This window comes from Pseudomonas sp. GWSMS-1 (assembly GCF_049847425.1).
Taxonomy (GTDB): domain Bacteria; phylum Pseudomonadota; class Gammaproteobacteria; order Pseudomonadales; family Pseudomonadaceae; genus Aquipseudomonas.
In genome coordinates, this window is the sequence record NZ_JBMHHV010000005.1 from 1753962 (window position 1) to 1774390 (window position 20429).

Genomic DNA, 20429 nt, shown 5'->3' on the forward strand with positions numbered 1-20429 from the left:
GCATAGCAGAAATGGCTACAGCAGTTGCCGCTGGTTACTTGAGACTGCCAGAGAGGAACTGCTGTAAACGCTCGGATTGGGGGTTGGCCAACACCTCACGCGGACAACCGCGCTCTTCCACCACACCTTTGTGGAGGAACACCAGCTGGTTGGACACTTCGCGGGCAAAGCCCATTTCGTGGGTCACCACCACCATGGTACGGCCTTCCTGGGCTAAGTCCTGCATCACCTTAAGCACTTCGCCAACCAGTTCCGGATCGAGGGCCGAAGTCGGCTCGTCGAACAGCATCACCTCGGGCTCCATGGCCAAGGCGCGGGCAATCGCGACACGCTGCTGTTCACCACCGGACATATGCGCGGGGTAGGCATCCTTACGATGGGCCACACCGACCTTATTCAGGTAGTGCTCGGCTTTTTCCAGGGCGTCTTTCTTGCTCATGCCGAGCACGTGCACCGGGGCTTCCATGACGTTTTCCAGGGCGCTCATGTGCGACCACAGGTTGAAGTGCTGGAACACCATCGACAGCCGTGAACGCATGCGCTGCAACTGCTTGGGGTCACCGGCTTTGAGGCCTCCGTCCTTATTGGCGACTAACTTCAGCTCTTCGTTGTTGAGCAGAATCTTGCCGCTGTGTGGCTGTTCCAGCAGGTTGATGCAACGCAGGAAAGTACTCTTGCCCGAGCCACTCGAGCCGATGATGCTGATCACATCGCCGGCCTTGGCGGCCAGCGACACGCCCTTCAATACTTCATGGCTGCCGTAGCGCTTGTGCAGATCCTGAACTTCAAGTTTGTACATGGTTTCCACTCTCTTGAATCAGTCGCTGAGCAAGCGACCCTGGCGAATAGGGGTACGACCGGCCACCTTGGCCAACCACAAACCGGGCTGGGCAAAGCGCAACCGTTCACGCGCATAGAGCACACCCTCGGTGACGGCACAGACGGTGGTGTGGCGATCTTCCAGTGGATCGATCACTTCAAACAATGGGTCGCCGGCTTTAACGGTGGCCCCACGGGTTGCAGAAAACTTACCACTCCAGCGTGCGGGGCATAGGCGTATTGCGCGCCGGCAAACGGCGTGGCGTCGCAGCTTGGGATGGGCACGGGCGGCCAGTCACCGGCAATCAGCCCCTGCTCGGCGAGGAACGCCAGAATGTTCTCGGCACTGGCCTCGGCTTGGGCTTTGCCGGTATCGGCCATGCCGCCCAACTCGACGGTCACCGCCAGGCAGGCCAATGGCACAGCGGCCTGAGGAAACTGCCGCGCCAGCTGTACCCAGGGCAAGGCGCAGGCCTCATCGAAGGAGCTGCCGCCGGAATCCTCGACGGTCAGCGCCGCCCTCGCCTGCAGCCGCGCCGACAGTGAGCGCAACTGTGGCCATTGCTGTGACAACAGATAGAGGTGCACAGCGGCATCAAAATCACAGTGCAGGTCGAGTACCACATCGGCATCACAGGCATGTTTGAGCAGCAGGCGCTGCATGCCTTGCAGCTCCGAGCCGGCTGGCGGCAACGCTTCCAGCGCGGCCTGCATGGCGGCGCGTATCAGCCGCACATTGCTCGGGCCGTCACTGCCCAGGCAGCCTTGCAAAGCTGGCGCGATGGCAGCAGCCAGATCAGTAAAGTCGCGGTTGAAGTTCTTGCCGCTGCCCAGCTCGAAACGACCCTGATGGGCAGCCTGGAACACCTGCCCCAAGCCAATCGGGTTGGCCACGGGCACCAGCTCGATCACGCCGGTCAAGCGACCTTGGGCTTCTAACTCACGCAAGCAGCGCTTGAGTTCAACCGCCACGCGCATTCCGGGCAACTCATCGGCATGCAACGAGGCCTGGATATAAGCCTTGCACGGACCACGACCGAAGCGAAACACGCTCAGCCGACGTTCCGTACCGGGGCAACCCACGGCAGTGGATGATCAATGCGCTGCATACGCTTACCCTCAGGCCTTGCGCGGAGCGAGGTAAGCCAGCCAGCGGCGCTCGGCGAGCTTGAACAGGCGGACGAGAATAAAGGTCAGGCACAGGTAGAACAGGCCGGCGGTAATAAACGCCTCAAACGGCAGGTAATACTGGGAGCTTACGGTACGCGCCGCGCCGGTGATGTCGATCAGGGTGACAATCGAAGCCAGCGAGGTGGTGTGCAGCATCATGATCACTTCGTTGCTGTACTGCGGCAGCGCCCGACGTAAGGCCGACGGCAGGAGAATGCGGCGGTACAGTTTAAAGCGTGACATGCCCATGGCCTTGGCCGCCTCGATTTCGCCATGTGGCGTGGCCTTCAGGCTACCGGCAAGGATCTCGGCGCTGTAAGCGCTGGTATTGATGGCGAACGCCAGGCAGGCACAGAAGGTCGCGCTGGAGAAATATGGCCAAAGGAAGCTCTCACGTACTGCCTCGAACTGGGCCAGGCCGTAATAGATGAGAAACAGCTGCACCAGCATCGGCGTGCCGCGAATCACATAGGTGTAGAGCCAGGCCGGGAAATTGACCCAGGGCGATTTTGAAACACGCATCAGCCCCAGGGGGATGGCCACAGCCAAACCACACGCCAGGGAAATCAGCAGAATTTTCAGGGTAACCAGTACACCGCCAAAGTACAGCGGCAGGCTTTCCAGGATTACGTTGTAGTCAAAAATCATCGCTGCGCTCCCCCGCTTACAGATCAGCGGCTTTAATGCCGACCGAGTAACGTTTTTCCAGGTAACGCAAAGCCAGCAGCGACACGCTGGTCAGCACCAGATACAGGGCGGCAACCGCCAGGTAGAAGGTGAACGGCTCGCGCGTGGCATCGGCGGCACTTTTCGCCTTGAACATCATGTCCTGCAGACCAACCACTGAGATCAGCGCGGTGGCCTTGGTCAACACCAGCCAATTATTGGTGAAGCCCGGAATAGCGAAGCGGACCATCTGCGGCACCAAAATGCGGAAGAACACCTGCATACCACTCATGCCATACGCCGCGCCCGCTTCAGCCTGCCCCTTGGGGATGGCCATAAAGGCGCCACGGAAGGTCTCCGACAGGTAAGCACCAAAGATGAAACCCATGGTGAACACACCGGCAATAAACGGATTGATATCGATGTAGTCGTCGTAGCCGAGCATCGGCGCCAGACGGTTCACCATGTCCTGACCGCCGTAAAAGATCAGCAGGATCAGCACCAAATCAGGAATACCGCGAATCACTGTGGCGTAGGTTTCACCCAGTAGCGCCAGCCACTTGATGGGCGACAGGCGAAACGCCGCACCCAGCAAACCCAACACGATGGCCACCGCCATCGACGTCAGCGCCAGAATCAGGGTGAGCCAGGCACCCTCTAAAATGGTCGAGCCGTAGCCGTTGAGCATGCTCTGAATACCTCATGCAAACGCCGGGCGGCGCCTGGGAGTACAACGGAAAAGTGGCGTAAACCTCAAATTAAGGCGGGTTTACGCCACTTTCAGTGAAGACGACCGAGCGAACTCAATCAGTCGCCGTAGACGTTGAAGTCAAAGTACTTGTCCTGCACTTCCTTGTACTTACCGTTGGCCCGGATGGCCAGGATGGCAGCGCTGATCTTGTCAGCCAGAGCCTTGTCACCCTTGCGTACGGCAATACCGGCGCCCATGCCGATGTATTTCTCGTCGGCGTAGTCTGGGCCTACCAGGGCGAAGCCTTTACCGGCATCGGTCTTGATAAAGCCATCGTCGAGATTGACCACGTCAGCAAAGGTGGCGTCCAGACGGCCGGAAGTCAGATCAAGAAAGGCTTCGTTCTGCGAGCTGTAACGCACGATCTCGATACCAGCAGGGGCAAAGACATCGGTAGCGTACCGGTCGTAGGTGGATGCGCGCTGTACGCCAACTTTTTTGCCTTTCAGATCAACCAGCGGGTCGTTGAGTACGGTACCCGCCTTCATCGCAAGCTTGCCCGGGGTCTGGTAGTACTTGCTGCTGAAATCAACCGATTTCAAGCGATCTTCGGTGATGCTCATCGAAGACAGCACGGCGTCAAACTTGCGCACTTTCAGCGCAGGGATCAGGCCGTCGAACTCCTGCTCGATCCACTTGCATTCCACTTTCATCTCTTCGCACAGGGCGACGCCGATGTCGTAGTCGAAACCGCTGATGGCACCTTCTGGGGTTTTGAAAGCAAACGGCGGGTAAGCCGCTTCGATACCAATACGCAGAGGTTTGGCCTCTTCAGCCATGGCCAGCGGCGACAGCATGGACAGCGCCAGTGCGCCGAGAAGTGCAATCTTCTTCATCTTATGACTCCTTCGAATGGGTATGGCTTTAAGTGGGTATCAAGCAGCAGAGCGAACACTGGCCGCGCATATTGTGGCGCATTCGGGCTGCATAAATTGTAGTGAGTCAGCGTCAAGCTGCGCGGTGCAAAGCGCTCAGACGGCCTCAGCCGAGTGAGCGGCATTCTAGCGACAGCTCGAAAGTCGATATTTCTTCAATGCGACAAGTAATTACAAAAGACCCGAACAAGCACTGCGGGGATATTGACAGCCCCTAAAAAACATGGGGACAGAAAGATAGCAAACCTTTTAATAAAGCAATTAGCGCGCCGCATTTTATTCAGGCCTTTATTTTAGTGGCCTGGCCATACATTTTATCTTCCCCACCGCAGTAGCGGCGCGCCATTTTGGCGCAAAACGTTCCCGCACACCTCATAAAAGTGCGCGGTGTTACGCCAGGGTGACAGTCAGCGACACAGATGAAAATCGATCACTGCGACTTTGCACTAATTATCGAGCAGAAAGCACAACGCCCTGCCCGGCTTGTGGCCGAAACAGGGCGTTGCTTGCAGGTGCTTTAACGGCTGTTAGGCAGCCTGCATCTGGCGGTGGGTGTCAATGAGGTGCTGCACCACGCCAGGATCGGCCAGCGTGGAGATGTCGCCGAGTCCATCGTATTCGGCGGTAGCGATCTTGCGCAGGATACGGCGCATGATCTTACCCGAGCGCGTTTTCGGCAGGCCTGGGGCCCACTGAATAACGTCCGGCGTAGCAATTGGGCCAATTTCCTTGCGCACCCAATTTTTAAGTTCTTGTCGCAGTTGCTCGGACGGCTCTTGACCCTGGTTCAGGGTCACGTAAACGTAGATGCCCTGCCCCTTGATGTCGTGCGGCACACCAACCACTGCGGCTTCGGCGACTTTCGGGTGGGCGACCATGGCGCTCTCCACTTCGGCAGTACCCATGCGGTGACCGGATACGTTGAGCACGTCATCCACACGACCGGTGATCCACCAGTAACCGTCTTCGTCACGACGAGCACCGTCACCAGTGAAGTACATACCTTTGAAGGTCTTGAAGTAGGTATCGACGAAGCGGTCGTGGTCGCCAAACAAAAGTGCGCGACTGACCCGGCCAGGAATCGAGGATAACCAAGTTGCCTTCGGCCGGCCCCTCGATCAGGTTGCCTAGGTTATCGACCAAGGCTGGCACTACACCGAAGAACGGGCGAGTCGCCGAACCTGGCTTGAGCGCTGTGGCACCCGGCAACGGAGTAATCATGAAACCACCCGTTTCAGTCTGCACCAGGTGTCGACGATTGGGCAGCGCGACTGGCCTACCTTCTCGTAGTACCAGTGCCACGCTTCAGGATTGATCGGCTCGCCTACCGAGCCAAGCAGGCGCAGGCTGGAACCATCAGCACCCTCCACGGCAGCATCGCCCTGGGCCATCATGGCGCGAATTGCAGTCGGCGCGGTGTAGAGAATGTTGACCTTGTGCTTGTCGATGATCTTCGACACACGGGTCACATCAGGATAATTCGGAATGCCTTCGAACATCAGCGTGGTCGCGCCGTTAGCCAGCGGGCCATACACGATATAGCTGTGGCCCGTGACCCAGCCAACGTCGGCAGTGCACCAGTAAACGTCGCCTGGCTTGTAGTCGAATACCCGCTCATGGGTCAGCGCGGCATACAGCAAGTAGCCGCCGGTGGTGTGCAGTACGCCTTTAGGCTTACCGGTCGAGCCGGAGGTATAGAGGATAAACAGCGCTTCTTCGGCACCCATTTCCTTGGGCGCGCAAACGCTGCCAGCCACCTTCAACAGGTCGTCGTACCAGATATCACGATGCGGGTTCCACTTGATCTCGGAGCCAGTGCGCTTGACCACGATGACCTTCTGAATGCTGCGCGTCTCAGGGTTGGTCAGGGCGTCGTCAACGTTGGCCTTGAGTGCAACCTTCTTGCCGCCACGCAGACCTTCGTCAGCGGTGATCACCACCTTGGACTGGCAATCGATGATGCGGCCCGCCAGCGCTTCAGGAGAGAAGCCGCCGAACACCACCGAGTGAATGGCACCGATGCGGGTACAGGCCAGCATGGCGACCACAGCTTCGGGGATCATCGGCATGTAGATGGTCACCACGTCGCCGCGGTGCACATCCTGGCCGCGCAGGGCGTTGGCCAGCTTGCAAACTTCTTCATGCAACTCGCGGTAGGTGATATTGCGGCTTTCAGACGGGTCATCGCCTTCCCAAATAATCGCCACCTGATCACCGCGCTCGGCCAAATGACGGTCCAGGCAGTTGTAGGAAACGTTCAAGGTGCCATCGGCAAACCACTTGATGTCGACACGGTGATCATCGAAGGAGGTTTGCTTGACTTGAGTAAACGGCTTGATCCAGTCCAGGCGCTGAGCCTGCTCACGCCAGAAACCATCGGGGTTGATCACCGACTGCTGGTACATGGCTTTATAAGTCGCCTCGTCAGTCAGCGACTGGGCCGCCGCCTCAGGGGACACGGGATACAAGGACGCAGCACTCATTAGAAACACCTCGGTGGGTAGTTGTTGTTCTATGCCCCATTTTGTAGCCAGCACGCCACTGCAGGGCCATTCGACCATGGTCTTAACGCTCTAAGACGATAGTCTCACGGGCTGGCCAGCGCTTTTCTGCGGGCAAAAAAAAGCGACCTAAATAGGTCGCCACCCAAATCATTCCGGGGGAGGAATGGAGAAACGCTTGCATTCAAATCACGCAGGATTGGAATGCAATTAGTCTCCCCCGAACAGCGTGCCCAGCTATTGCACCTTGGTCGTAGGGCCGCTCACCTCAACAAACCAAGGCTCTAGACGCCGGCCAAAGGCGACATTGGCAGTAAAGCGCTGCTGATAAGCCGGGTAATCCATACCCGATAACTCGCCCTGCGGCGGCAAACTGTCGAACACCGCATGCCAGCGTCTAGGCAGGTTAAGACTGTGCAGCCCCGGGGTACTTGCCGAACCACCCAATAGCCAGGTGACGCGCTGGCTTTGCGGGCGCGGATCCTTACCCTCCCCCGTCCACTCACTGGCCACACTGCTGACCCGCGCCTCGACAATGCCACGAACGATGGCGTAACGCTGTCGATCCGGATAACGCGCACGCAGCGCCTGCTGATCAGCGCCAACGTCCACTGCCAGCAGACGGCTGGCGCGCTGCTGCTCATATTCCAGAGCTTTGCCGGCGTTCTGTGCCGCATCTGCAGCTCTTTACTGTCGGGTACGGACGTTTGCAGACGCAGGGCTTCAGCATGTGCTGCCCGTAGCAACGCCACCTCGCGCTGATAGGCCGTGCCATTGAGTTCCAGCACCAGCAGCGCCTCGCGGTCCAGCTGACGGCGATAGCGGCTTACTGCTGCCTCATTCACCTGCGCGGGCACCTGGAAACCCAGCACCGCCATCTTTAGCACTGATCGACAAGCCGTATTGCTCATTATCCGCCTGACTGGGCCAGCGATAATCCAGGCGCAGCGCCAGGCTGCTGTTGTCCTTACGCCAATACATATGAGTACTACCCAACTCGCGCTCGGATAAGAGCAAGTGGCTCTGCGCCGGTGGCTGGCGATTCCAGGCTACACCCGCCAGGACGATGGCGTTGACGAGACCAATCAGCGCCAGGCCAGCGATCAGGTATCGAGGACGAAAGCCGTTCACTGCGCACCTCCCAGCAAGCCATGACGGCTACGCAAGCGCCGCAGCACCAGCAAAATCAATACCGCACATAGACCCAGCATCAGGAAAAACAGGTACTTGGGCATGCTCTCCCACCACAGTCGAATAGCTTGCTGTAGAGGAAAGCACAAAGAATGTCAGCCAGTGTTCACCGTATCCGGCCACTCACGGCATACGCCCAGCCAGATCACCAAGGCCGCCAGAATAAAACCCGCAAACTGGTAAGCGCTCTCGATGTACTCAGGCGGATAATCGAAAAACTGCCGTCGCCCCAATGCGCCAATAGCAATACGGCAAGAACACCCCGAGCAGGCCGCCTACCCGATAGATCAGCGCAAAACCATCAAAACGGCGTTGATCGAGCCACAACGGCAGCACAAAAATCAGCAGCGCTGGGCGATAAAACTCTCCGGGCGCTGAGCAAAACCCAGCCAGTAGATGCCATCCCAGCTGCCGATCCGCACGGCGAAAAACGCCAACAAACAGCTCAGCCCGATAGCCAACAGCAAGCGTGTACCGCAGGCGTACGCCAGCAACAACGCATAGAGAGCCCAGGGCAACAGCGCATTAGCCGATGGGGTGATATTGAAGATCTGCCCGAGCATGACGATGTTCAGCACAAAACAGGTAAACGCCACCAACGCCGCCAGCTTGCTGAAATAACCGGCGCCATCACGATGCTGCACCACAGCGTCAGGCCAAACGAAGCAATGCTCGCCGTTAACAGAATCGCCACCTGCCCCGCCGTGCTGAAAAAGCCCCAGAACTGATAGAACAGAAAAAACACACTGGCCGCCAACGTTAACGCGCCCAGAAACGACGCAATGCGCATCCCCAGCGACAGTTGGCGGGTTTGAGTGTCGTGATCGATATCAAAGGCGGCCCGGTAGCGTCAAGCAGTTGCTGCTGGTAATCCTGCACGCTGGCGCGCTGACTGTCGCTCAGGCATAACACCTGCTCAGCCTCTAGGCGTGCCAACTCACGGTTGAAAATGCCGATATCGTCGGCACGTTGCTGGGCATCACTGCGGTTCAAATTTGGCATGGCAATCCTTGCTACGGTCCATTGCCCAACGACGGGCCACACAGGCTAACGTTAACGCGTTGACGACGCGCTGAACCAGCAAGCGTTTTACAAAGGCGCATAAGCATCGCGCCAAACGCACCTGCAGGCCGCAGCGATTTCCTGCCGCAGCTAAGCGGCACCTACCCAACACGCTCACGGACGCCGCGATGAACGAACAGCATGCCGCCTTACTGAAAAATGCCCCGCACAGCCAAAAACCCGCCGACACTTGGGCCAGACTGTGCTGTGAACAAGCAATCCTGGCGGTGGAACACGGTTGTTATGGTGTAGGTGCCGTGCTGGTTAACCAGGCGCACGAATTGCTGTGCAGTGCACGCAACCAGGTGTTTGTCGACGGCCATTACAACAGTGCCGGGCATGCTGAGATGCAGCTGCTCGACACGCTAGAAGCCGAGCACCCGCACCAAGACCGCAGCACCCTCACGTTGTACGTAAGCTTGCAGCCCTGCCTAATGTGCTATGGCCGCATCCTGCTGGCAGGCATACCCCGTGTGCGTTACCTGGCCGTCGATAAGCCCGGCGGCTTTACCGGCAAAGGGTTGCCGCCGGCTTGGGCCGAGTTGGCGGCCCACACCTCGAATCACCAAGCCGGCGTGGACCGTTATTGGATCAATCTGGCAGAACAGGCAATCAGCACGCTGCAAGATCGCCAGGTGATGCGCCAACGCGTCATATCGGCCTGGCGCGGCACATCGCAGCCTTGATCGCACTACTCCTTCCCCAAGCCATGCTGACGCAGCTTGTTGGCGATGGTGGTGTGTGACACACCAGGCGCTTACCCAGCTGGCGGCTACTGGGGTGATCATGAAACAAGCGCTCCAGCACGGCTTTCTCGAAACGCCCGAGAATTTCATCCAGCCCGCCTTCGACTGAGAACTCACCCAGCGGCTGCGGCGCGCCATAATCCGGCAGACGGATGTGCTCGGCCTTGACCATGCCGCCGTCACACAGCGATACGGCCTGAAACAGCACGTTCTCCAGTTGGCGCACATTGCCTGGCCAATGGTAATGACTGAGTTTGTCCAGCACCGCAGGCGCAAGCGTCGGCAGCGGGCAACTTATTTGCCGGCTGGCCTGATCGAGAAAATGCTCAACCAAGGGCGGCAAGCCGTCCAGGCATTCACGCAGCGGCGGTATATGCAGGCTCAGTACGTTAAGCCGGTGATAGAGGTCCTGACGGAACTCGCCCTTGGCGCACAGCTCGGACAGATCAACCTGGGTGGCGCACATCACCCGCACATCCAGATACACCTCCTCATCACTGCCCACACGGCGGAAGCAGCCATCCTGTAAAGCGCAGCAGCTTGGCCTGTAAGCGTGGGCTCATCTCGCCCACGCCATCGAGAAACAGCGTGCCGCCGGCCGTCAGTTCCAGCAGGCCGAGCTTGCCTTCTGGGCGCGCGCCTTCGAAGGCACCGGGGCCGTAACCAAACAGCTCAGTCTCGGCCATGGACTCCGGCAGCCCGGCGCAGTTCAGCGCCATAAAGGGCGACTGCCCACGCGGGCTGGCCAGGTGGCAGGCTCGCGCCAGCAACTCTTTGCCGGTGCCGGTTTCGCCCTCAATCAGCAGCGGCGCATCCAGTGGGGCCATGCGCCGCGCCTCGCGCACCACCGCCGCCATCACCTTGGAACTTTGGAAGATGCTGTCGAAGCCGCGCAGCTCCTGTTTGCGCACGTTGTAGATGCGCTCACCGACACGGTCCGCCCGGTGCAACGTCAACACCGCACCCGCAAGGGCATCGCTTTCATCGTGTTCGGTTTGCAGCGGCGCGATGTCCGCGAGAAATACGTCGCCTTTAATCTTCACGCGCAGGCCATTGATCCGCGATTTATTGCTACGCACCAACTCGGGCAGGTCGAAGTCCTCGGCGTAGCGCGACAGCGCAATGCCCGGCACTTCATCCACCCGCACGCCCAACAGCTGAGCGGCGCTGCGGTTGGCGGCGACAATCGAGCCGCCCATGTCGATGGACAACACCGGGAAATCCAGCGCGCCTAGCAAGGCGTTCAACTCCAGATGACGCCGCTCGCTGGGCATCAAGCCCACGCGTTTAACCCCAAACACCCCGGCAATGGCCTCGAACTTGGGCCGCAGCGACTGGAACTGCAGGTTGATCAGGTTCGGGCAGTGCAGGTAGATGGCATTGCCCTGCTCGCCGCCCACCTCCCCCGGGCGACGTTAATACCGTATTCGACGAGCAGGTTGAGGATGTCGCGCAGGATGCCAATTCGGTTCTGGCAGTGGACTTTGATACGCATGGCAGGGCTCTGATCAGGCTTTTTATTAGACCGCTGCGCAAAAGAATCAGCGCTGGCGGCGGATTGTTCGTCAAGAATATGTGACAGATCAGCGCAGCAGCAAGGCGATAGTTCGCCATGCCGGCAGTCTCGTAATCAATTCTTTACAGAAAATCACCCTAAACCCTTGCCGCGCGCTCGCCAAAGCGCTGCGCCCGGGCACCAAGCACGGTATTTCTAGCTCAAATACAACAACAAAGCCCCAGCAGGAGGCTGCAATGAAGAGCACGCACTACACAGCGCGCGAACCGGATGACAGGGGTTTTATCGATTACCCAGAAGCTGAGCATCAGGTGTGGAATACCCTGATCACCCGCCAGCTCAAAGTGATCGAGAACCGTGCCTGCCAGGAATACCTGGACGGCATTGAACAACTCGCCCTGCCCCATGAGCGCATCCCGCAACTGGGTGAAGTCAATCAAGTGTTGCAAGCCAGCACCGGCTGGCAGGTGGCGCGGGTGCCGGCGCTGATTCCGTTTCAGACCTTCTTTGAATTACTGGCCAGCAAGCAATTCCCGGTAGCCACCTTTATCCGCACGCCAGAGGAGTTGGACTACCTGCAGGAACCGGACATCTTTCACGAAATATTCGGCCACTGCCCCCTGCTGACCAACCCCTGGTTTGCCGAATTTACCCACACCTACGGCAAGCTTGGCCTGGCCGCAAGCAAGGAGGAGCGCGTCTACCTGGCGCGGCTGTACTGGCTAACCATCGAGTTCGGCCTGCTCGACACCAGCCAGGGCCGCAAGATTTACGGAGGCGGTATTCTCTCCTCACCGAAGGAAACCGTGTATTGCTTGTCCAATGAACCTGAGCACCTGGCCTTTGATCCCATCGAGGCGATGCGCACGCCTTATCGCATCGACATTCTGCAGCCTGTGTATTTCGTCCTGCCGGAGCTCAAGCGCCTGTTCGAACTGGCCCATGAAGACATCATGGGCATGGTCAAGCAGGCCATGCGCCAGGGCTTGCACGCCCCGAAATTTGCGCCAAAAGCCGCTTAGCTACAGAGGTAGGGTGGGTATCGCAACACTCAATCCGCCCTACGTTTCACACTTAAATTCAGGAGAAACCTTATGTCCCTTGCCCAAGCCAAATGCGTAGCCTGCAGTGCCGATGCCCCGAAGGTCAGCGATGACGAGTTGGCTGAACTGATACGCGAGATCCCCGACTGGAACATCGAAGTACGTGACGACCACATGGAGTTGGAGCGGGTTTATGCGTTCAAGAACTTCCGTCATGCCCTGGCCTTTACCAACGCCGTCGGCGCCATCGCCGAAGAAGTCGGCCACCACCCGGCGCTGCTTACTGAATGGGGCAAAGTCACCGTGACCTGGTGGAGCCATGAAATGGGCGGCCTGCATCGCAATGACTTTATCCTGGCCGCGCGCACCGATGTACTGGCTGCCAGTGCAGAGGGTCGCAAGTGAGCCATTTCCAGCACATCGCCCGAGTGCCGGGGGACCCCATCCTCGGCCTGATGGACGCCTACCGGGCTGACCGCAACCCCGCCAAGCTCGACCTTGGTGTGGGTGTGTACAAGGATGCCCATGGCCTGACGCCCATTCCTCAGGCGGTCAAGCTGGCGGAGCTGACGCTGCAACAAAGCGAAGCGACTAAAAGCTACATCGGCGGCCATGGCGACGCGCTGTTCGGCAGGCTGCTGAGCCAGCTGGTGCTGGGCGCAGACAATCCCTTACTGGAGGAGCGTGCAGCGCCCACGCAAACCCCTGGCGGCACTGGCGCGCTGCGCCTGAGCGCGGAGTTTATTGCTCACTGCCTACCGGGCCGCGGCATCTGGCTAAGCGACCCGACCTGGCCCATCCACGAAAGTATCTTTGCGGCCGCCGGTTTACGCGTCAGTCATTACCCCTATGTGGGCGCGGACAACCAGCTGAATGTCGAGGCCATGCTCGCCGCCCTCAGCCATGTACCAAAAGGCGATGTGGTGCTGCTGCATGCCTGTTGCCACAACCCCACCGGGTTCGACCTCACAGCAGAGGACTGGGCGCGCGTGCTGGCGGTGGTCAAGGCGCGCGAGTTGTTGCCATTAATCGATTTCGCCTACCAGGGTTTTGGCGACGGCCTGGAGCAGGACGCCTTGGCTGTGCGCCTGTTTGCGGCGGAGTTGCCTGAGCTGCTGATCACCAGCTCTTGCTCGAAAAACTTCGGCCTGTACCGCGAGCGCACGGGCGCGCTGATCGTCTGCGCCGAAACACCGGCAAAACTGCAGGATGTGCGCAGCCAGCTGGCGTTTCTGGCCCGCAACTTGTGGTCCACGCCTCCCGCCCATGGCGCGGCGGTGGTCGCCACCATACTGGCAGACAGCGAACTGCAGGCGCTGTGGATGGACGAACTAGAAAGCATGCGGCAACGGATTGTCAGCCTGCGCGCGGGCCTAGTTAACGCCCTGCAACCCCATGGGCTGGCCGAGCGCTTCGCGCACATCAATCAACAACGCGGGATGTTCTCCTACACCGGCCTCAGCGCACAGCACGTGCAGCGCCTACGTGATGAATTCAGCGTGTACATGGTCGGCAACGGCCGGGCCAATATGGCGGGGTTGGATGCCAATCGGCTGGACCAGCTGGCCAGTGCCATCGCCTGCGTATGCTTGGACTAAAACACCTCGAACGCCTTGCGCTCGGCCTGAGCGGCTGCAGACGCACCTAGGCTTGCTATAGTCGGGCACGCCCATCATCCCGAGATGCCTGTGTCCCGCCTTTCTAATATTGTGTTTCGCATCTACCAGCGCACCCTGCACAGCCTGGCGCTCTATCCGACGCTGATCGCCTTGGCTTTTTTGGCCTGTGCCTGTTAGTCATGAGTATCGAGTATCAGCCCTGGCTAATGTCACTCAAGCGCGACGTCGATGTAGGCCTGGTCCGCAACGCCGAAAATGCCCGCTTGATACTCAGCACCCTGGTAGGGGCATCCTGTCGCTGACAGTCTTTAGCTTCTCCATGGTCATGGTGGTGCTGAATAACGCATCAGCCGCTCTCTCACCCGTGTGCTACCGGGCCTAATCAGTGACAAGGGGCACCAGAAAACTCTGGGCTTCTATCTCGGCACTATTCTCTATTCGCTGTTACTGATCACCAGCATCGAGCAAGGTAACTCCAGCCAGGTGCCCAGCCTCGGGTACTGCTCGCACTGGGCATGGGCATCGCGTGCCTTGGCCTTTTTGTCCACTTTATCCACTCCATTTCCCGCTCGATTCAAGTCGAATACATCCTCAATAACCTCTACCAGACCACGCTAAAAAAGCTCGCCGCACGAGAAGCCAAATTAGCCAGCGTCGATACAATCCCCAGCTGGCCCGATGACCAGCATTGGCAACACGTTCGCGCTCAGCGCAATGGTTACTTCAAAGAACTCAATACCAATGCAATCAACACCCTGTTAATTGAACACGACCTGCGCATGACCGTGATGATTCACCATGGTTTTTTCGTGACGAGTGGTCGACCGCTGTTCAAGCTTGATCGGCAAGTGGACGAGGACGTAACCAACGCCCTACTAGACTGCTTCGACTTCTTTATCGAAGAGTACGCCCATGCCCACTACCTGTTTGGCTGCACACAAATCTCCGAAATCGCCGTCAAAGCACTCAGCCCAGGGATCAACGACCCAGGCACCGCGCTCACCGCCATCGATTTACTCAGCGTGCTATTGAGCAAACGCTTGGCTTTACCTGACCTGGATTTCGCGCTGCTGGATGATGAGCCACCGCGCCTGTTCCATTACGAATTGTCGCTGGATGAATTGTTACTGCTGGTTTTTGGCCCTATTCGTAATTACGGCGGGTCTGATGCCAGTGTGCTGTTCGGGTTGCTACAGGCCTACAAGAACCTGCTTTACCATCCCCTACGCGCGCAGCAAAAAACAGATTTACTCAAGCATGTTCACAGCGCTCAAGAAACCGCAGACCACTGCCTGTACAACAGCCGTGAGCGTGAGGCCATTAACCAGTTGATCGATCGCATTAACCAGAACAATGACCTTAAACAACCTATTGCGTTGCTGGCAGTACCTAAAAAACCAGCGTCTGAAAAATAATTAGCACGCTCATATACGAAATTAAATTCAATTAAAACAATAGCTTAAAAACAGAGCATGCCTTTCTGAACACCGCCTTTGATTTGCCAAGCGCGGCTGTTTTGCTTAGGGTAGATCGCTATGTGGTCCTTAATTGCCCCAATCAGCTCGTTGCTGGGAGGGGTGGCATTACTCCTCCTCGGCAATGGCCTGCTTAACACCCTACTGACCCTGCGTGGCGTCGCTGAAGGCTACTCCACCTCGATGCTCGGACTGATTATGTCCGGGTACTTCGTCGGTTTTCTCCTTGGCACCTGGCTAGCGATTCCGCTAGTTCGCCGCGTTGGGCATATCCGTGCGTTTGCCTTTTGTGCCGCGCTGGCAGCTATCACCGCCCTACTCCATGTACTGATCGTCGACCCGTGGGTTTGGCTGGGTTTGCGCGTGCTTTACGGCCTGGCGCTGGTCAGCTTGTATATGGTGATCGAGAGCTGGCTTAACGCCCAGGTGCCGAACGATAAGCGCGGCCAAGTGTTCGCGGTGTACATGGCGGTCAACCTCGGCGCACTGGCCGCCGCTCAGCAGTTGCTGAACCTGGCCAAGCCAACCGACTTCGTCCTCTTCGTGCTGGCTGCCATGCTGATCAGCGCGGCCTTGATGCCCATTACCCTGACTCGTCAGGTCCAGCCCAGCGTACCGGACACCCTGCATACCAACCTGCGCCAGATTGTCGGCATTGCACCGCTGGCCATCGCCGCAGCAGGCCTATCCGGTTTAGCGCTGGGTGCGTTCTGGGCATGGCACCGGTGTATGCCAGCCTGAATGGCTTTGATGCGACAGGCGTGGGCCTGTTGATGAGTAGCAGCATTCTTGGCGGCGCACTGCTGCAATGGCCGATCGGGATCTACTCCGACAAACACGACCGCCGCGTGGTGCTGCTCTGGGTGGTCACGCTGTCAGTCGTGGTGGCCCTCATGATGAGCCTGTTGCCGGCGGGCTCATTGCTGCTCGGGCTGATGTTTATCTGGGGTGGGCTGACCTTTGCCATCTATCCCATTGCCGTGGCACAGCTGATCGACCAACTGCACAGCGATGAAGTCCTCGCCGGCTCCAGCAGTTTGCTAATGGTTAACGGCATTGGCTCGGTCTGCGGGCCGCTGCTTGCGGGCCTGTTGATGCAGCATCTGGGCGCTAAGGCCCTGCCTCTGTATTTCGCGGTAACCCTCGGCCTGCTCGCGGCTTACACCTTATATCGCCTGCGCCATGTCAGCGATCTGGTCAGCGCACCCGCTGGGCACTTTATGCCTATGCTACGAACCAGTCATACGGTGCTTGAGCTGATGCCTGACGCCCCCCCTACAGACTCAACGGAACACACCGAAGAACCTCAACATCAGGAGCAGCAGACTCCGACATAAAAAAGGCGTGCGCATGAAGCGTAAGCGCCTGGTACAGCGCGTCGGGTCATCTCGGCGTGTCACTGCACCCACTAACAAAACAGGAGGACAGCGCATGTTACTTGCAACCGATCTCGATGGAACCTTTCTTGGCGGCGACCCCAAGGATCGTTTGAGCCTTTATCAGACCATCGCCGCCCATCCAGAAATTCGCCTGGCCTATGTCACCGGGCGCAGCCTGGAATCGGTTTTGCCATTGCTGGCCGACCCAACCTTGCCGCAACCAGACTTCATCATCTCCGATGTCGGCGCCAGCCTGGTGCATGGCGACACCTTGCAGCCAATCCAGCCGTTGCAAAGCGCGGTAGATGCCCTCTGGCCCGGCGACAGCCAGGTTGCCAGTGCCATCGAACATCTGGCCCTGGAGCGCCAAGACGTGCCGCAAGTGCGCCGTTGCTCCTACTTCTGCAGCCCTGAAGAAGCCGCCAACCCGGAACTGCTGAAAATCGCCGAGAGCCTGGGCTGCGACCTGCTGTATTCCGCCGAGCGTTATCTGGATTTCCTGCCCAAAGGCGTCAACAAGGGCAGCAGCCTGCAAGCGCTGATCGATTGGCTGGAACTGGACCATGACCAGGTGCTGACCGCCGGTGACACCTTGAACGACCTGAGCATGCTCAGCGGCCAGTTCAAAGGTGTGTGCGTAGGCGAATCCGAAGACGGCTTGCTGCAAGCCACGCGTCAGTACTCGCGCGTGCTGCATGCTGAGCGCGCCGGTTGCGGCGGTATCCTGGAAGCCTTTGTGCATTTTGGCTTTCTCGGTAAACAAGGCATCGCCGCAGAGGGCAAACAAGTCGCCGAACCCGGCAAAGCGGATCTGGTGATGGTTTACCACCGCCTGCCTTATGAGGAGTACCGCGGCAAGGATGGCAAGTTGCAACGCCGCCGCCCGACCTCACCCAACGGCATTATCCCGACCCTGCTGAGCTTTTTCGGCGATGGCCGTGCGGGCTCTTGGGTGGCCTGGGCCGAGCATGACGAAGCCAGCGGCGAAACCTTCGAAAGCCACACCACCGTGGATGCCGAACGCTACCCCACGCTGACCGCAGCACGGGTGGCGTTAAGCAAAGAAGAAGTCGACATCTTCTACAAACGCTTCTCCAAAGAGGCCTTCTGGCCAACCCTGCACACCTTCTGGGAGCGTGCACAGTTCCGCGAAGACGACTGGCAAGTATTCCTCAAGGTCAACCGCGCCTTTGCCGAACGCACCGCACTGGAAGCTGCCGAAGGCGCCACCGTGTGGCTGCATGATTACAACCTGTGGATGGTGCCGGGCTACTTGCGCGAGCTGCGCCCCGACCTGCGCATCGCCTTTTTCCACCACACCTACTTCCCTTCGGCGGATGTGTTCAACGTGCTGCCGTGGCGCCGGCAGATCATCGGCAGCCTGCTGCAGTGCGACTACATCGGCTTCCACATCCCGCGTCAGGTGGAGAACTTCGTCGATGCTGCGCGCGGCGTGATGCCGCTGCAAACCATCAGCCGGCAGAACTGCGCGCCGCGCTTTATCACCTATGGCTGCGCCGTGGGCTTGGAGCGCATGACCACGGCCGTGGACACCGGCACTCGGGTGGTCAAACTCGGTGCGCACCCGGTGGGCCTGGACATCAACCGCGTCAGCAGCGCCCTGGAGTCACCGAAGATCAAGGAGATGATGGAACGCCTGCGTACCGAGCTGAGCGGAGTCAAACTGATTCTCTCGGTCGAGCGCCTCGATTACACCAAAGGCATCCTGGAAAAACTCAACGCCTACGAGCGCTTGCTGGAAGAAAACCCGGAGCTGCTGGGCAAAGTCACCTTGGTCACGGTCTGCGTCCCGGCGGCCAAAGAAATGACCATCTACGACGAGCTGCAAGGGCAAATCGAACAAGCCGTGGGCCGAATTAACGGGCGCTTCGCGCGCATTGGCTGGACGCCGCTGCAGTTCTTCTTCCGCAGCCTGCCCTTCGAAGAAGTTAGCGCCTGGTACGCCATGGCCGATGTGATGTGGATTACCCCACTGCGCGACGGCCTTAACCTGGTGGCCAAGGAATTCGTCGCCGCTCAAGGCTTGCTTGGTGGGCGTGGCGTATTGGTGTTGTCGGAGTTTGCCGGCGCTGCCGCTGAGCTCAAAGGCGCGCTACTGACCAACCCGCACGACCCGATGGATATGGTGCAAACCTGCTATGTGGCACTCAACATGCCCAAGGCTGAAGCTCAGGATCGCCTGCGTGAACTGTTCGATATCGTCAGCTATAACGATATCCGCCGCTGGGGCGATGAGTTCCTTGCGGCCGTCAGCGACCCGGAAGAAAAGCTCGACCGCGCGTTGGGCCTAGTCGTCTGAACTGAGCCTGTATGCAAACAGCCCGGCCCATGGCCGGGCTGTTGCGTATTGGCTTAGTGGCTTAGTGGCTTAGCCCATCTGCGCATCAATGTTGCAATTGATCATCCATGACACGCCAAAGCGGTCCGTGAACACGGCAAACCGCGTGGCCCAAAACGTTGGTTGCAGCTCCATCTGAACCGAGCCCTGGGCAGACAGCACTTCGTACAGCCGCTCGGCCTCTGGCACGTTCTCCACGTGCAGAGAAACCGAACAGCCCTTGATGCCCTCATACGGCGCACCCATGCCAGGGCAGGTGTCGGACGCCATCAGCAGTTGATCACCCACGGCGAGGCTCACATGCATGACCCTGTCATGAAATTGTTCTGGCACATTGCCGGCCTCGGGGCCCTCACCGAAACGCATCAACTCCAGGCTACCGTTCAGGCAATCGGCATAGAACTTAAACGCCGCCTCGCATTGGCCATCGAAGGTTAAATAGGCATGAATTTTCATCTGCTTACTCCTTAGCGTTAACAGTCGTTATGCATCGGTCACAGGCAGATCAGCCCAGGTACAGCAGCGTCCACCCTCTAAAGCAGACCCCACCCAGCCAGCGAGGTTCGCCTTGCAAACACCCTAGCGGTGCCTGAGATGAAATGCCGCGTGCCATGCATGCGAAAGCCCCGCCGCTAAGGCGCAAGGCTTAGAAATCCACTTTCCCCCGCCCCGCCTTGATCGCCCCGCGCTTGGTTTTACCTTCCAGGCGGCGCTTTTTCGAGCCCAGGGTTGGCTTGGTCGGGCGGCGGACTTTTTCGGTTTTACCGGCGTTACGGATCAGCTCGGCGAGGCGTTCCAGGGCATCGGCGCGGTTCTGCTCCTGGGTGCGGTACTGCTGGGCTTTGATGATCACCACACCCTCGGCGGTGACCCTACTGTCGCGCAGCGTCAACAAGCGCTCCTTGTAGAACGGCGGTAAGGATGACGCTTGGCTGTCGAAGCGCAGGTGCATCGCGCTGGAGACCTTATTGACGTTCTGCCCACCCGCGCCCTGGGCACGGATGGCCGTCAGTTCGATTTCGTCATCTGGGAGATGAACGCTGTTGGAAATAACCAGCATGGCCAGGCTTCAACACAAGAAAGGCCGCTCAGGATAACGCGAACGCTGCCTGGCTGCCGCCATTCGCCCGGTCTTTGTCAGGCCGCGATGCCGTAACGGTGGCGAGCAAAGCCCATACAAACCCCACAAGCCCCCCCTGCAAAGGCCGCACTCAGCAACCACGCGCAAACGCCGCAAGCCCGCGCAGATTACGAAAA

At 58.8% G+C, this 20429-nt stretch carries 12 protein-coding genes and 7 pseudogenes; 7 read left to right on the top strand and 12 right to left on the bottom strand.

Going from position 1 to position 20429, the window contains the following annotated elements; genetic code table 11:
* Positions 1-34: 34 nt before the first annotated feature.
* The 9 genes and pseudogenes from ACEPAJ_RS11695 to ACEPAJ_RS11735 all read right to left on the bottom strand — a co-directional run bounded on the left by ACEPAJ_RS11695 (position 35) and on the right by ACEPAJ_RS11735 (position 8975).
* The gene (locus tag ACEPAJ_RS11695) at positions 35-799 is read right to left on the bottom strand and encodes an ABC transporter ATP-binding protein (protein ID WP_274088905.1); all 765 of its coding nucleotides are present in this window, start codon (positions 797-799) and stop codon (positions 35-37) included.
* A gap of 18 nt (positions 800-817) precedes the next feature.
* Positions 818-1928: pseudogene (locus ACEPAJ_RS11700) on the bottom strand (succinylglutamate desuccinylase/aspartoacylase family protein).
* 10 nt (positions 1929-1938) lie between these two features.
* Positions 1939-2637 carry an ABC transporter permease gene (locus tag ACEPAJ_RS11705; protein WP_425914968.1) on the bottom strand — a complete coding sequence of 233 codons (699 nt, stop codon included), beginning with the start codon at positions 2635-2637 and terminating at the stop codon, positions 1939-1941.
* A gap of 16 nt (positions 2638-2653) precedes the next feature.
* Complete coding sequence (locus ACEPAJ_RS11710; protein ID WP_425914969.1) at positions 2654-3343, bottom strand: ABC transporter permease; 690 nt, start codon at positions 3341-3343, stop codon at positions 2654-2656.
* Between the two features lie 119 nt (positions 3344-3462).
* On the bottom strand, positions 3463-4242 hold the full coding sequence (locus ACEPAJ_RS11715; RefSeq protein ID WP_425914970.1) for an ABC transporter substrate-binding protein: 780 nt from the start codon (positions 4240-4242) through the stop codon (positions 3463-3465).
* Between the two features lie 566 nt (positions 4243-4808).
* Positions 4809-6764, bottom strand: a pseudogene (acs, locus tag ACEPAJ_RS11720) (acetate--CoA ligase).
* Between the two features lie 255 nt (positions 6765-7019).
* Positions 7020-7693, bottom strand: a pseudogene (locus tag ACEPAJ_RS11725) (DUF4824 family protein).
* The gene (locus ACEPAJ_RS11730) at positions 7620-7913 is read right to left on the bottom strand and encodes a DUF4824 family protein (protein WP_425914971.1); all 294 of its coding nucleotides are present in this window, start codon (positions 7911-7913) and stop codon (positions 7620-7622) included. Before ACEPAJ_RS11730 ends, ACEPAJ_RS11725 begins: the two are co-directional and overlap by 74 nt.
* Positions 7910-8975 (bottom strand): annotated as a pseudogene (locus tag ACEPAJ_RS11735) (DUF2157 domain-containing protein). The gene ACEPAJ_RS11730 and the pseudogene ACEPAJ_RS11735 overlap by 4 nt, the downstream one beginning before the upstream one ends.
* 188 nt (positions 8976-9163) lie before the next feature.
* Here ACEPAJ_RS11735 and ACEPAJ_RS11740 point away from each other — a divergent pair.
* Complete coding sequence (locus tag ACEPAJ_RS11740) at positions 9164-9721, top strand: nucleoside deaminase (protein ID WP_425914972.1); 558 nt, start codon at positions 9164-9166, stop codon at positions 9719-9721.
* Between the two features lie 5 nt (positions 9722-9726).
* Here the strand turns inward: ACEPAJ_RS11740 and ACEPAJ_RS11745 are convergent.
* Positions 9727-11276 (bottom strand): annotated as a pseudogene (locus tag ACEPAJ_RS11745) (sigma-54-dependent transcriptional regulator).
* Positions 11277-11533: 257 nt separating this feature from the next.
* Between ACEPAJ_RS11745 and phhA the strand changes: the two are divergent.
* The 6 genes and pseudogenes from phhA (at position 11534) to ggpS (ending at position 19133) form a co-directional block, all read left to right on the top strand.
* Positions 11534-12319 (top strand): phenylalanine 4-monooxygenase, encoded by a 786-nt coding sequence (phhA, locus tag ACEPAJ_RS11750; protein ID WP_425914973.1) that lies wholly within the window; start codon positions 11534-11536, stop codon positions 12317-12319.
* 72 nt (positions 12320-12391) lie between these two features.
* Positions 12392-12745: a 4a-hydroxytetrahydrobiopterin dehydratase gene (locus ACEPAJ_RS11755; RefSeq protein WP_425914974.1), complete on the top strand. Its 354-nt coding sequence runs from the start codon at positions 12392-12394 to the stop codon at positions 12743-12745.
* Entirely contained in the window at positions 12742-13938 is a 1197-nt protein-coding gene (locus tag ACEPAJ_RS11760; protein ID WP_425914975.1) for an amino acid aminotransferase, read from the top strand. The genes ACEPAJ_RS11755 and ACEPAJ_RS11760 overlap by 4 nt, the downstream gene beginning before the upstream one ends.
* Before the next feature lie 90 nt (positions 13939-14028).
* Positions 14029-15374: pseudogene (locus tag ACEPAJ_RS11765) on the top strand (DUF2254 domain-containing protein).
* 120 nt (positions 15375-15494) lie between these two features.
* Positions 15495-16771 (top strand): annotated as a pseudogene (locus ACEPAJ_RS11770) (MFS transporter).
* Between the two features lie 94 nt (positions 16772-16865).
* Entirely contained in the window at positions 16866-19133 is a 2268-nt protein-coding gene (gene ggpS, locus ACEPAJ_RS11775) for a glucosylglycerol-phosphate synthase (RefSeq protein ID WP_425914976.1), read from the top strand.
* 69 nt (positions 19134-19202) lie between these two features.
* On the opposite strand, the gene ACEPAJ_RS11780 is transcribed toward ggpS, so the two are convergent.
* Positions 19203-19628 carry a VOC family protein gene (locus ACEPAJ_RS11780; protein ID WP_425914977.1) on the bottom strand — a complete coding sequence of 142 codons (426 nt, stop codon included), beginning with the start codon at positions 19626-19628 and terminating at the stop codon, positions 19203-19205.
* Positions 19629-19818: 190 nt separating this feature from the next.
* Positions 19819-20232, bottom strand: coding sequence for an alternative ribosome rescue aminoacyl-tRNA hydrolase ArfB (gene arfB, locus ACEPAJ_RS11785; protein WP_425914978.1), 414 nt, complete (start codon positions 20230-20232; stop codon positions 19819-19821).
* Positions 20233-20429: the final 197 nt, after the last annotated feature.